The following is a 12,589-nucleotide window of genomic DNA, read 5'->3' on the forward strand; positions in this document are numbered from 1 at the left end:
GGGAGTCGGTCCATGGCACATCTCGAGGATCCGGCACCAGCGGTCAACGCCCCGGCGGCTCCGGGCCGGTTACCGGTCCTGGGCCACGTGCTGCAGTTGTGGCGGCAGCCGATCGCGTTCCTGGAGTCCTTGCGGGAGCACGGCGAGATCGTACGGCTCGACATAGGCACCTGGCCGGTCCACGTCCTCACGAGCCCGGACCACGTGCACGCCGTACTCGTCCAGCAGGCGCAGAAGTTCGGCCGCGGCCGGGTCTTCGACCGGCTTCGCCCCATGTTCGGAAACGGCCTCGTCACCACCGACGGCGAGTTCCACCGCAAGCAGCGCCGCATGATCCAGCCGGCCTTCCACCGGAACCACATCGCCGAGTACGCCGAGGTGATGAGCCGGCAGGCGGAGGAGATGGCCGCGTCGTGGACCGCGGGCCGGGAGGTCTCGATGGTCACCGAGACGCGCCGGTACGCGCTGTCCTCGGTCGCCGAGATGATCTTCTCCGGCGATCTGAGCCGGCCCGCCGTCGCGGAGGTGCACCGGTCGCTGCCCGTCGTCCTGGAGGGCATGCTCGTACGCGCGGTCATGCCCAAGTCGCTGGACCGGCTGCCGATCCCGCTCAACCGGCGGTTCGACGCGGCCGCGGCGCGCCTGCGCCGGATCATCGACGAGGTGATCGCGCAGTACGGCGCCGACGAGGAGGACCGTCACGACCTCCTCTCCCTGCTGCTGTCCAGCGTGGACGCCGACACGGGGGCGGCGATGAGCGCCGAGCAGGTGCGCGACGAGGTGATCGCCATCATGTTCGCCGGTACGGAGACCTCGGCGACCACGCTGGCCTGGATCTTCCACGAACTGGGGCGCCACCCCGAGGTGGAGGCGCGTCTGCACGCCGAGGTGGACGCGGTGGTGGGCACGCGCTCCGTCCGCCCCGACGACCTCGCGAAACTGACGTACGCGAACAGCGTCTTCCAGGAGGCGCTGCGGCTGCATTCGCCCCTGCTCTTCACCCGGCGGTCGCTGGCCCCCCTCACCCTGGGCGGCGTCTCGATCCCGGCCGGAGCCGAAGTGGCCTACAGCCCCTACGCGTTGCACCGGGACCCGGCGCTGTTCCGCGACCCCGCGGTCTTCGATCCGGACCGGTGGCAGGAGGGCGCCAAGGACCGGCCGCGCGACCACCGCTACGTCCCGTTCGGCGCGGGCCAGCACAAGTGCATCGGCGATTCCTTCGCGGTGGCGGAGATCCTGACCGCGCTGGCGACCGTGGCCACCCGGTGGCACCTCGCCCCCGCTCCGGGAGTGACGGTGCGCGAGGTGCCTGCGGGGATACCCCAGCCCAGTGAGCTCCCCATGATTCCCGTCCCGCGCCGGTGACGGAATCCGATCGAGCCCGCTTGTCGGAGGGTGATTCCCGCCAACCTTTGGCACTGCCCCGCACGGAAGTCGGCAGAGGCTACAGGATTACCCTCGTAAGGATTGGCGAGATGCCGCAATAATAACTTTAAGCAGCAACATCTCGCCCCCGGGCCGTACACTCGGCCGCACGCGCAGGAGGGGGCAGGAATGTCACATGTCACGGAACCCAAAGGGCGGGCTCCCCAGCCACTGCTCGAACGGGAATCCGAAATTCTGGCGATCCACCGCTCGGTGGACGATCTCTTCGGCGTTCCGGACAACGGTTCGGCCACGCGCCGCGGAGGCGTACTGACCTTCGCGGGATCGGGTGGGATAGGCAAGACCACCCTGCTGGCCGAGGCCCGGCGGCACGCAGTCGAGCGCGGCTGCACCGTGCTCTTCGCACGCGGCGGCGAGCAGGAGCGGCAGGTGCCGTTCCACGTGATGCGCCAGCTCATCCAGCCGACGTTCGCCGCGATGACCGAGGAGGAACGCCGCGACGTCCTCGGCAACTGGTACGGCATCATCGCCCCGGCCCTCGGCCTGACGGCCGCCCCGAAGGGGCCGGCGGCGCCCGACCCGCAGGGAGTGCGCGACGGCCTCGACTGGGTCGTCACCCATCTGACGGTCCGCAGCGCCCCGGTGGTCCTGGTCCTCGACGACGCGCACTGGGCGGACGCTGAGTCCCTGGCGTGGCTGACCGCCTTCGCCGCCCGGGCCGAGGAACTGGCCATGCTGATCATGGTGGCCTGCCGTCCGGACGAGATCCCCGCCGACGCCGCCTCCCTGCGCGCCCTGATGGGCCGCCAGGGAACCCGGCCGCACGAGCTGGCCTCGCTCAGCACCGGCGCGGTGGCGCGCATCGTCCGCGACACCCTCGGCGAGAACGCCGACGACGTGTTCTGCCGGGAGTGCTGGGCGATCACCGGCGGCAACCCCTTCGAGGTCGTCGAGCTGGCCATGAAGGGCCGCGACCGAGGGCTGAAGCCGCACCAGGAAAACATCCCGCAGCTGCGGGACCTCGCCTCCGCCGTCAAGGGCAGCGGCCTGATCGAGCGCATGGAGCAGCTCGGGACGTCCACCGTCCGGCTCGCCTGGGCCGCCGCGGTCCTGGGCACGGGGATTCCCACCGGCATCGTCGGGAGCGTCGCCGCCCTCGGTGAGGCACAGACCGCCGAGGCCATCGACCAACTGCACACGGCCCGCATCCTGACCGTCCTCCCCAGCCTGCGCCGCACGGACGTGGTGGAGTTCTTCCACCCCCTCATCGCCACCGCCGTCTACCGGTCCATCCCGCCCGGTGTGCGCGTCGCCATGCACGGGATGGCCGCCCAGGCCCTGGTCGACGACGGGCACGGAGCCGCGGCCGCAGCCCGCCACCTGCTGGAGATGCACCCCGACGGCGATCCCTGGGTCGTGCAGCAACTGCGCCAGGCGGCGCGCGAGAGCTTCTCCGCGGGCGCGCCCGACGCGGCGCGGCGCTACCTGGCGCGGGCGCTGCGCGAACCGCCGGACGTCGAGGACCGGGCCGAGGTGCTCTTCGAGCTCGGCTCCGCCAACCTCCTGCACGATCCCGGCACCACCATCAACCAGCTCAGGACCGCGCTGGAGGAGCCCAAGACCGAACAGGGCCTGCGGGAGGCGATCACGTACCGGCTGGCCCAGGCGCTCGCGCACACCGGTCAGCTGGGGGCGGCCGCCGAGCTCCTGGCCGAAGAGGCCCGCGGCGCCACCAGCTCCCGCACCCGGCTGCGGATGCAGGCCGAACAGTTCAAGTGGAACTCGGTCCGCTTCGACGAGGAGAACTCACCCGCCCGGTCCCGGCTGCTCTCCCAGTTCGCCAAGCGGCTCACCGGCCGCGGCCTGGCCGAGCGCCACATCCTCGGGCTGCGGTCCTGGGACGCCGCCATGCGCGGCGAACCCGTCGCGGTCTCCCTGGACTACGCCGACCAGGCGCTGACCGGCGGCCTCAGCTGGACCGACCAGGACTTCGGCTTCGAGGTCCCGGCCGTCGTGGCGCCGTCACCCTCATGTACTGCGACCAGCCGGGCCGTGCCGAGGAGCTCTTCAACAGCGCCATCGTGGAGTTCGAGGAGAAGGGCTGGCGCGGCGCGCACCTGTCGTTCGTCTACACCCTGCTCGGCTACGTCCGGTACCGGCGCGGACGGCTCGCCGAGGCCGAGGACTTCGTCCGCAACGGTCTGCAGATCGCCGACCGCATCGGACACGGCATCCCGGCCCAGTGGTACGCGGTCGGCACCCTCATCGAGACGCTGCTCGCCCGCGGCAACGTCACCGAGGCCGCGCAGGTCGCCCGTAGCTACAAGCTGGCGGACGGCTTCCCCAAGGCCGTCGTCTACCCCGACCCCCAGGCCGTATGGGGCAAGCTCCTCCTGGCCCAGGGCCGGATCGACGACGCGGAGAGGCACCTCACCGCGGCGGGCAAGCGCCTCGACCTCCGCGGCACGCGAAACCCGTCGTGGAGCCCCTGGCAGCTCGACCTGGCCCTCGCCCAGGTGACCCACGATCCGGGACAGGCACGGGCCACGGCGAACGAAGCGGTGGCACGCGCCCGGTCCTTCGGGGCGTCCAGCGTGATCGGCCACGCCCTGCGCGTCGCCGCGACGGCCGCGGACCCCTCCCAGGCGGTCGTCCTGCTCCAGGAGGCGGTGGAGCACCTCGAACAGTCCCCGGCCGCCTGCGAACTCGCCCACGCGCTCGTCGACCACGGCACGGCGCTGCACACCATGGGCGATCCGCACCGGGCCGCCCAGCAGCTGTACCGCGGCATGGAGACCGCCACGGCCTGCGGTGCCGACGCGCTCGCGAGCCGCGCCCGGGCCCAGCTCGCGTCGGCGGGCCTGCGTCCCCGGCGTCTCTACTCCTCCGAACGGGACGCCCTGACGGTGGCGGAGAGCGCGGCGGCCCGGCACGCCGCTCTCGGCCTCGACGGTCAGGCGATCGCCAGGGAGATGCGCATCGACCCCCACGCGGTCTCGGAGCTGCTGTCCGCCGTCTTCACCAAACTGGGCACCGACCGGCTCGGCCTCCGCAGGGCCCTCGGCATCTGACCACCGGGACCCGCGGGCGGCACACCACACAGCCGGCGGGCACCTCCCGCGGGCCGCTGCGTCTGACGCAGCGGCCCGCGTCCCGTTCCGTCCGGTCGGCGGGAAGGAGGTCCGATGGCACCCCGGCGGCCGATGAGCGGCCCGATCGGCTGGGCCAATGGACCAGCCGAGCGCTCCCGACTTGAGCCAGTGGGCCCATGGATGCTTATCTGTGTCGTATCCATGTACATTCGGCGCCGCGCGGTGCCGGACGGCAACGAGGCCGGTCCGGAGCGCGGTGCCTTCGCCGTGCCCGCTCGCCGCCCCCCACCCCCGGGCGACAGCGGGCCGGCGTGCGCCATCGCGAGGGGGGCGGCACACCGCCGTGAAGAGGATGTTCGTGGCTCCGGACCCGGGGCGTTCGAGACTCAGGAATTCGCTGCGCGCGGTCATCGGCGTCGCCGCCGCCGTCACCCTCGCCGAGCTGTGCGGCCTGTCCCGGACCGCTTCCCTCACCGGGGGGCTGGCGGCCCTGCTCGCCCTCTTCACCGTGCTCGACACGACCGTCCCCGCCCAGCGGGCCACCACCGCCCTCCTTCCCGTCGCGGGATTCCCGGTACTGGCGCTGGCCACCACCCTGCACGGGGCGCCGCTCGCCCGCGACGCCGCCTTCCTCGCCGTGGTGTTCGCGGGGGTCTACGCCCGGCGCTTCGGCCCGAGGGGGCACGCGCTGGGGATCTTCGGCTTCATGATGTTCTTCGTCACCCAGTTCCTCCACGCCGTCCCCGGCCAGCTGCCCGAGCTGTACGCCGCCGTCGCACTGGCGCTCCTGGCCTCCGCCGCCGTCCGCTACGTGCTGTGGCCCATCGAGCGCCGCACCCCGCCCCCCGCCGCTCCGCCCGGACTGCCCGGCTCGGGCCTCGCCCGGCCCACCACCCGCCAGGCCTTCCAGGCCACTCTGGCCTGCGGCTTCGCCCTCGGCATCGGGCAGGCGCTGTCCGAGGACCGCTGGTACTGGGCCGTCGGCACCGCGTGGTGGATCTTCGTGAACACCGCTTCGCGGGGCGAGACCCTCGTCCGCGGCTTCCGCCGTGTCGTCGGTACCGTCGCCGGCATCGCCGCGGGCCTGCTGATCGCCGTACCGCTGCACGGAGCGCCCGCGCCCACCGCCGCACTGGTCGCGGTGTGCGTCTTCGGGATCTTCTACACCGCTGCCCCCTCGTACTCCTGGATGATGTTCTTCGTCACCGTCATGGCGGGGCTGCTCTACGGACTGCTCGGCGTGCTGCACCCCGGCCTGCTGCTGCTGCGCTTCCAGGAGACCGCGATCGGCGCCCTCGGAGCCGCCCTCGCCGTGGTCCTGGTGCTCCCCGTCACCACGCACGCCACCAACCACGCCTGGATCCAGCGCGCGCTGCGCTGCGTCCACGCGGCCACCGGCGAAGCGGCGGCCCGCCTCGCCGGTTCGGCCTCGGCCGACCCCGCCCCGCACGCCGCCGAACTGGAGCTGCTGCTGGCACGGGTACGGATGGCGCTGGCGCCGCTGGTGCACCCGCTCAGCCCGCTGCGCGCCCGCAAGGCCCGGGCCCTCCAGGTCATCGCCCTGCTGGACGAGTGCGCGCGCGAGGTCCGCGGCCTGGCCGCGGTGGCCGCCGACCCGGCCGCCTCGCACGACGCCCGGCTGGCGGCAGCCTGCTGGCGGGTGGAGGCCGCCGTGGAGGCGCTCACCGCGGGCGAGCAGGAGCTGGAACGGCCCACGACGGCCCGCCCCGCGGCCACCGAGCCCCCGGCCCTGCGCCACCTGCACGGCATCGAGCGTGCGCTCGCGGACCTGTCGGCTCCGCTGCGCAGCGATCCCCGCAGCCCGCTCGTCCGCGCCTGACCCGCCCGCGGCCCCGGTACCGCGTCCGGCGGCGACCGGGGCCCGCCCGCCGCCGGCCGGCCCCCCGGCCGGCGGCGTCAGCGGCGGTGCAGGAGCCCGTCCGGCGCCCGCTCCAACCCGGCCGGCAACCGGCCGGTGGTGTGCACCACGCCGAGGGACTGGGTCGCCCGGGTCAACGCCACATACAGGTCGCTCGGCGGGAAGTCGGCCGGCTCCACCACGACCACCGTGTCGAATTCCAGCCCCTTGGCCTGCCGCGGGTCGAGGAGCACCACGGGCCGGGTCAGGTCCGGCTCGGCGCCCTCCCGCAGGTCCGGCAGGACCGCGGCCAGCCCGGCGTGCAGCTCCCGCGGCGCGATCACCGCGATGCGCCCCCCGGCCGGACGCTCACGCGCCACGGCCTCCGCCACCGCCTCCGCCGCCGCCCCCGCCAGGTCCCCGGCCGCGCGCGCCCACGGCCGCACCCCGGTGGACCGTACCGAGCGGGGCGGCTCGAACGACGGATCGCGGTCCCGCAGCACCGCGGCCGCCACCTCCATGACCTCGGCGGGCGTCCGGTAGTTGACCCCCAGCCTGACCAACTCCCAGCGGTCGCCCACGTACGGGGCGAGGACGCTCTCCCACGCACCGCAGCCGGCCTCCTCGGCCGTCTGCGCCGGATCGCCGACCAGGGTCATCGACCGGGTCGGGCAGCGCCGCATCAGCAGTCGCCACGCCATCTCCGACAGCTCCTGCGCCTCGTCCACGATGACGTGCCCGAAGGCCCAGGTCCGGTCCGCCGCGGCCCGTTCGGCGGTACTGCGGTGATCGGCCTCCTCGTACCACTCGGCCATCCGCTCGGCGTCGACGATGTCGTGCGCCGCGAGGAACTCGTTCTCCTCGTCCTCGAACTCGTACGACTCCGAGCCCTGCGACAGGTCCAGCACCCCCTGCGCGTACGCGACGCGCCGCTCCCGCTCCCGTACCTCCGCGGCCCGCCGGGCGCTGTCGTCCTCCCCGAGCAGCTCGGCCGCCTCGTCCAGGAGCGGTACGTCCGCCGGGGTCCACGCGGGGGAGCCGGTGTCCTCGCGGCGGATCAGCGCCGCCTCCTCGGCGCACAGGTGGGTGGGCTCGGCCAGGAAGTCCCGGAGCAGCTGCTCGGGGGTGAGGGAGGGCCACAGGGTGTCGATCGCGGCGTGCACCGCGCCGCTCGTCGCGATCTCCTTGCCGAGCTGTGCGACGTCGTCGGCGCCCAGCAGGTTCGGCCCGCCGTACGGATCGGCGCCCAGCCGGTCCGCGAGCTGGGCCGTCAGGGCGTCGATGACGCGGAAGGCGAAGGCGGGCCGCGCCTCGTTGTGCGGCAGGCCGGTGGCGCGGGCGCCGTCGCGCGCCTCGTGGGCCATCGTGCGGTCCAGCAGGAGCACCCCGTAGTCGTCGTGGTCGATCTCCAGAGCGGGCTCGGGCACGGTGTCGTACTCCTCGCCGGTGCCCGCCGGCAGGGTCTCCGGCAGGCGCTGCCGGTCGGCGACGACCCCGGCCAGCACCTGGGCCATCCGTACCCGCCCCTTCACCGCGGCGGCGCCGGGACGGTCGACTCCCGTGGCCCGGACTCCGGGGAAGAGCTCCCCGGGGGTGGCGAGGAGGACACCGGTCTCGCCGAGCGCGGGAAGGACCCCTCCGATGTAGCCCAGGAAGGCCTGGCCGGGGCCGACGATCAGCACTCCGCGCCTGGCGAGCAGCTCGCGGTGGGCGTACAGCAGGTAGGCGGCGCGGTGCAGGGCCACCGCGGTCTTGCCGGTGCCGGGACCGCCCTCGACGACCAGCACCCCTCGGTGGGTGGAGCGGATCACCCGGTCCTGCTCGGCCTGGATGGTGCGCACGATGTCGTGCATCCGGCCCGTCCGGGCGGCGTCGAGCGCGGCGAGCAGCACGGCGTCCGCGTCGGAGCCCTCGTGCCCGGTGCGCTCCTCGTCGGCGAGGTCGAGGATCTCGTCGTGCAGGGCGGTGACCGTCCGCCCCCGGGTGCTGATGTGCCGGCGTCGGCGCAGCCCCATGGGGGTGTGGCCGGTGGCGAGGTAGAAGGGGCGCGCCACGTCCGCGCGCCAGTCGAGGACCAGGGGGGTGCGCTCGGTGTCGTCGGCGCGGATTCCGAGCCTGCCGATGTGGTGGTCGCGGCCGTCGGAGAATTCCAGACGGCCGAAACACAGGCCGTTCTCCCCGGCGTTCAGGGCGGACAGCAGGCCGGATTGCCCGGCGACCAGGACGTCCCGTTCCAGTCGGGCCTGCCCTCCTGAGCCCACGGCCCGCAAGGCTCCTTCGACCGCCTGTACGGCCTGGTCGCGCAGGTCGTCGAGGCGGCGATAGAGGCCGGTGACGAATTGCTGCTCTTTCCGGAATTCCTCGGTTGACAATTGCGCTCCCGCCGCGATACAGTGCCCTTGTGTGCTTCTTCATGTCTCCGTTTCCGCGAAGTCATGAATTGACCAATATACGCTCTCCCCTCCCTCGGTAGTCAATTGGCCCAGCCAATTCGACCGGGGGATTTTTTGCGTACCGTGGGCCCCCTGGCCACCGCGCACGCTCCTGCCGGCGGCGCCCTCTGCGGGTTCGACACCACCCTCTGCGGCGGGAGGCCGGCCGCCGGGGGGCGGGCGCTCTGCGTGAGCCGTGCCTGCACCTGACCGTGCGGGCCGGACGGAGCGCCGTCAACTCCCGGACGGGGCCGCATCGTACGCGCTGTCGATTCCTCCTGGCGGCCCCTTCGGCCAAGACCACTCGGAAGAGTGTTCCCATGGTGTCTGTCCCACGCCGCTGAGCTGCTGCATGTACAAAGGGTGGTTGCTCATCGTTCATCCGGTACGTACCGGGTCGATCCGGTCGGACAGGGGGTCACCGCCCGCAATGGAGATACCTCAACAGCGCTCCGCCGCCGCCCGGGTGCGGGAAGAGGCCGAGGAGTTCATCCGGCTCTTCCACCGGGAGAACCCGGAAGCCGGTGATCCGCGCCCCCGGCTCGCCGCCGTACGGGACGAGCTCGCGCGGACCGGGACCTACCGGCACACGCCGCAGGAGCTGGTCCACGGGGCCCGCGTGGCCTGGCGCAACAGCAACCGCTGCATAGGCAGGCTCTACTGGAACTCGCTGAGGGTCCGCGACCGCCGGGGCGTGGTCGAGTCGGACCGGGTGGCCGAGGAGTGCTTCGAGCACCTGCGGGAGGCCACCAACGGCGGCCGCGTCCGACCCGTGATCACGGTGTTCGCCCCCGACGCGCCGGGCCGTCCCGGACCGCTGATCTGGAGCGAGCAGCTGGTCCGCTACGCCGGCTACGGCGACCACCCCTCGATAACCGTCGGCGACGCCCGTAACGCCCCGCTCACCGAGGCCCTGCTGCGGCTCGGCTGGACCGGGGGCGCCGGCACCCCCTTCGACCTGCTCCCGCTGGTGGTCCAAGGGGTCGACGACAAGCCCCGCTGGTTCGAGACCCCCGCGGACGCCGTCCTGGAGGTCCCGATCCGCCACCCCGACGACGCCGGCTGGGGGGAGTGGGGGCTGCGCTGGCACGCCGTTCCGGCCATCTCCAACATGTGCTTGGAGATCGGGGGCATCCACTACCCCGCCGCCCCGTTCAACGGCTGGTACATGGGTACCGAGATCGGCGCCCGCAACCTCGCCGACACCGACCGCTACAACCTCCTCCCCGCCGTCGCCCGCCGCCTGGGCCTGGACACCACGAGCGACCGCTCGCTCTGGAAGGACCGGGCGCTGGTCGAGCTCAACCGGGCGGTCCTGGACTCCTTCGACCGGGCGGGGGTGACGATCTCCGACCACCACACGGAGTCCCGGCGCTTCCTGACGCACCTGGAGCGGGAGGAGCGCAAGGGCCGGGAGGTGGGAGCGGACTGGTCGTGGATCGTGCCGCCGATCTCCGGCTCCGCGACACCCGTCTTCCACCGCACCTTCGAGGAGCGGCAGAGCAGCACGTCGTACGTCCACCACCCGGGAGCGCAGGAGCGGGCCCAGGGGCGGGACTTGGTCTAGACCTTCTGTTACCGTCGGCCCGAACGTATCCGGGAGCGGCGGAGAGGGCACGGCCCATGGGTGGCATGGAAGGGGCGGAAGGCGCGGGCGGCGCCGACGGTGCGGACCGCGGGCGCGGTGCGGCCGGCGGGGACGGCGCCGACCGTGCGGACCGCGAGGGCAGGGCGGTCGGCGGGGGCGGGGCGGCCGGCGGACGTGGTGGGGCCGGCGCGGGCCGGGGGGACGGACTCCGGGCCTACATCGGCTCCTTCACCTCGGGCGGCGGCCACGGCGTCACCACGGCGGCCGTGGATCCGGCGACCGGAGCCCTCACCGTCCTCTCGGCCCTCGGCGAAGTCGAGGACCCCTCCTACCTCGCGGTCGCGCGGGACACGGGCCTGCTCTACGCGGTGAGCGAGACGGACCGCGGCGCGGTGGCGGTCTTCCGGCCCACCGCCGAGGGGCTGGCCCCCGTCGGCCGGGCCGTCGCGGTGGGCGGCTCCGGCCCCACCCACCTCAGCGTGGCCGGGCGGCGCCTCCTGACCGCCAACTACACCTCCGGCGGCGTCAGCAGCCTGCCGCTCGCCGCGGACGGCAGCCCCGCCGGGCCCGCCTCCGTCCTGGAGCACCGGGGCTCGGGCCCCGACGCCGGGCGTCAGGAGCGGCCGCACGCCCACCAGGTGCTGCCGGACCCCACCGGCCGCTGGGTCCTCAGCGTCGACCTCGGCACCGACTCGGTGCGGGTCTGCGGGCCGGATCGGGACACCGGCGGCCTGCGGGTGCACGCCGAGACCGCGCTGCGGGCCGGGACCGGCCCCCGCCACCTCGCCTTCCACCCGGACGGCGCGGTGGTCTACGTACTGCACGAGCTGGAGCCGCAGCTGACCGTCTGCCGGTGGGACGCGGCATCCGGCCGACTGGAGCCGGTCGCGGAGGTCCCGGTGGTCTCCGAGGCCGGTGCGGGGGGCGTACGCGCCTACCCCTCGGCGGTGGTCGCCTCGCCCGACGGACGCTTCGTCTGGGCCGCGGTCCGCGGCGCCGATGTGATCGTCACCCTCTCCCTCGCCGGCGGCGCCGAGGAGCCGCGGCGCACGGACACCGTGGCCTGCGGAGGCAGCTGGCCGCGCGATCTCGCCGTCGATCCGTCGGGGCGCAGGCTGTACGCGGCCAACGAGCGCTCGGGCGAGGTGACCTGGTTCGACGTGGACCCGCTCAGCGGCCGGCCGGGCAAGGCGGGCTCGGTCGCCGTCCCCGCGGCCACCTGTGTGGTCTTCGCCTGAAGCGCGCGGAAGGGCCCGCACCCGGGAGCTCGGAGCTTGGGTGCGGGCCCTTCGGCGGGCCCGTCAGTGGGCGGCGGCGCCCTGTGTGATGCCGAGGGCGGCGGAGTACTGCGCGACGGCCAGCTTGCCGAGCGCCGAGTAGGCGCCGAGCACGTCGGCGGCGGCGCAGCCGGCCTCCTTGCAGGCGGTGTCCAGGAGGCCTTCGGCGGCCTCCGGGCCGATCAGGTACGGCGCCAGCGCCAGCTGCGTGGAGCCCTCGCGGCGCAGCTGCTCGGCGACCGCGGCCACCGAGCCCTCCTCGTCCAGCGCTGCGGCCTTGACCGGCACGGCCAGGCGGGCGGCGAGCAGCATGCCGGTGATCCCGGCGGCCTGCACGGCCTCCTCGCCGCCGGTGGTGGCCAGGACGATGCCGTCGGCGGCGGTGGTCACGGTGAACAGGCGGGCGCGGTCGGCGCGGGCCAGGCCCGCCTCGGACAGCCGCACGTGCAGGCCCTCGGCGAGCAGGGGGTGCGGTCCGAGGACGTCGGCCAGCTCGACGTTGGCCGAGGACTCCATCAGGGCCTGTCGGACCCGGCGGAGCAGGTCGGCGTCGGGACCCGCCAGCAGCGGCACGACCACGGCGTCCGGGCCGGTCGGCGCGGCCACCTCGTGTCCGGCGGCGCGGGCGAACTCCGCGCGCGCGGCACGCTCGGAGACGACGGCGGTCAGCGCGCCGGACAGGGACGGGAACTCGGAGGCGTCGTCACCCTCGATGAAGCCGATCCGGGCGTCGAGGCCCGGCAGCTCGGAGCGGCCGATGCTGATGATCTCTTCCGCCAGCCCCCGCGAGGAGGCCGAGGGGGCACCGGGCACGGCGAGCACCAGCGCGGGCGCGCCCTCGGGCGCCGCCGCGGGCTCGGGCCGGCGGTGCCGTCCGGTCTGGCGGGGTCGCGGCATTCGTACGGGCAGGCCATTTGCGGGCCCAGTGGGGGAGCTCATGGCGCCGCATGCTACTG

The 12,589-nt window shown here is 74.1% G+C and carries 8 protein-coding genes; 6 read left to right on the forward strand and 2 right to left on the reverse strand.

What is annotated here, in order from left to right; translation table 11 throughout:
* Nucleotides 1-12: 12 nt before the first annotated feature.
* From ACFWU6_RS11270 to ACFWU6_RS11285, 4 genes are all read left to right on the forward strand, one after another.
* Entirely contained in the window at nucleotides 13-1,365 is a 1,353-nt protein-coding gene (locus tag ACFWU6_RS11270; protein ID WP_383801195.1) for a cytochrome P450, read from the forward strand.
* Between the two features lie 189 nt (nucleotides 1,366-1,554).
* Nucleotides 1,555-3,906, forward strand: a complete 2,352-nt coding sequence (locus tag ACFWU6_RS11275) for an AAA family ATPase (RefSeq protein WP_383980523.1) — start codon at nucleotides 1,555-1,557, stop codon at nucleotides 3,904-3,906.
* A complete protein-coding gene (locus ACFWU6_RS11280) occupies nucleotides 3,903-4,457 on the forward strand; it encodes a hypothetical protein (RefSeq protein ID WP_383980525.1) in 555 nt (184 codons plus the stop codon). Before ACFWU6_RS11275 ends, ACFWU6_RS11280 begins: the two co-directional genes overlap by 4 nt.
* Before the next feature lie 373 nt (nucleotides 4,458-4,830).
* Nucleotides 4,831-6,318 carry an FUSC family protein gene (locus tag ACFWU6_RS11285; protein ID WP_383801793.1) on the forward strand — a complete coding sequence of 496 codons (1,488 nt, stop codon included), beginning with the start codon at nucleotides 4,831-4,833 and terminating at the stop codon, nucleotides 6,316-6,318.
* Nucleotides 6,319-6,395: 77 nt separating this feature from the next.
* Here the strand turns inward: ACFWU6_RS11285 and ACFWU6_RS11290 are convergent, their stop codons facing one another.
* On the reverse strand, nucleotides 6,396-8,708 hold the full coding sequence (locus ACFWU6_RS11290; RefSeq protein WP_383980527.1) for a HelD family protein: 2,313 nt from the start codon (nucleotides 8,706-8,708) through the stop codon (nucleotides 6,396-6,398).
* A gap of 490 nt (nucleotides 8,709-9,198) precedes the next feature.
* Here ACFWU6_RS11290 and ACFWU6_RS11295 point away from each other — a divergent pair, with 490 nt between their 5' ends.
* Together ACFWU6_RS11295 and ACFWU6_RS11300 are read left to right on the forward strand one after the other, a co-directional pair.
* Entirely contained in the window at nucleotides 9,199-10,335 is a 1,137-nt protein-coding gene (locus tag ACFWU6_RS11295; RefSeq protein WP_383980529.1) for a nitric oxide synthase oxygenase, read from the forward strand.
* 65 nt (nucleotides 10,336-10,400) lie between these two features.
* Nucleotides 10,401-11,594, forward strand: coding sequence for a lactonase family protein (locus tag ACFWU6_RS11300; RefSeq protein WP_383980531.1), 1,194 nt, complete (start codon nucleotides 10,401-10,403; stop codon nucleotides 11,592-11,594).
* Between the two features lie 63 nt (nucleotides 11,595-11,657).
* Here the strand turns inward: ACFWU6_RS11300 and ACFWU6_RS11305 are convergent, their stop codons facing one another.
* Nucleotides 11,658-12,572: a sirohydrochlorin chelatase gene (locus tag ACFWU6_RS11305; protein WP_383980532.1), complete on the reverse strand. Its 915-nt coding sequence runs from the start codon at nucleotides 12,570-12,572 to the stop codon at nucleotides 11,658-11,660.
* Nucleotides 12,573-12,589: the final 17 nt, after the last annotated feature.

Origin of the sequence: Streptomyces sp. NPDC058674, assembly GCF_042716505.1 — a bacterium.
In the GTDB taxonomy this organism is placed as follows: domain Bacteria; phylum Actinomycetota; class Actinomycetes; order Streptomycetales; family Streptomycetaceae; genus Streptomyces.

What these genes read in the sequence shown, in the direction of transcription:
- ACFWU6_RS11270 (WP_383801195.1), top strand. Translation starts at nt 13, where the DNA reads ATGGCACATCTCGAGGATCCGGCACCAGCGGTCAACGCCCCGGCGGCT.
- ACFWU6_RS11275 (WP_383980523.1), top strand. Translation starts at nt 1,555, where the DNA reads ATGTCACATGTCACGGAACCCAAAGGGCGGGCTCCCCAGCCACTGCTC.
- ACFWU6_RS11285 (WP_383801793.1), top strand. Translation starts at nt 4,831, where the DNA reads ATGTTCGTGGCTCCGGACCCGGGGCGTTCGAGACTCAGGAATTCGCTG.
- ACFWU6_RS11295 (WP_383980529.1), top strand. Translation starts at nt 9,199, where the DNA reads ATGGAGATACCTCAACAGCGCTCCGCCGCCGCCCGGGTGCGGGAAGAG.
- ACFWU6_RS11300 (WP_383980531.1), top strand. Translation starts at nt 10,401, where the DNA reads ATGGAAGGGGCGGAAGGCGCGGGCGGCGCCGACGGTGCGGACCGCGGG.
- ACFWU6_RS11305 (WP_383980532.1), bottom strand. Translation starts at nt 12,572, where the DNA reads ATGAGCTCCCCCACTGGGCCCGCAAATGGCCTGCCCGTACGAATGCCG.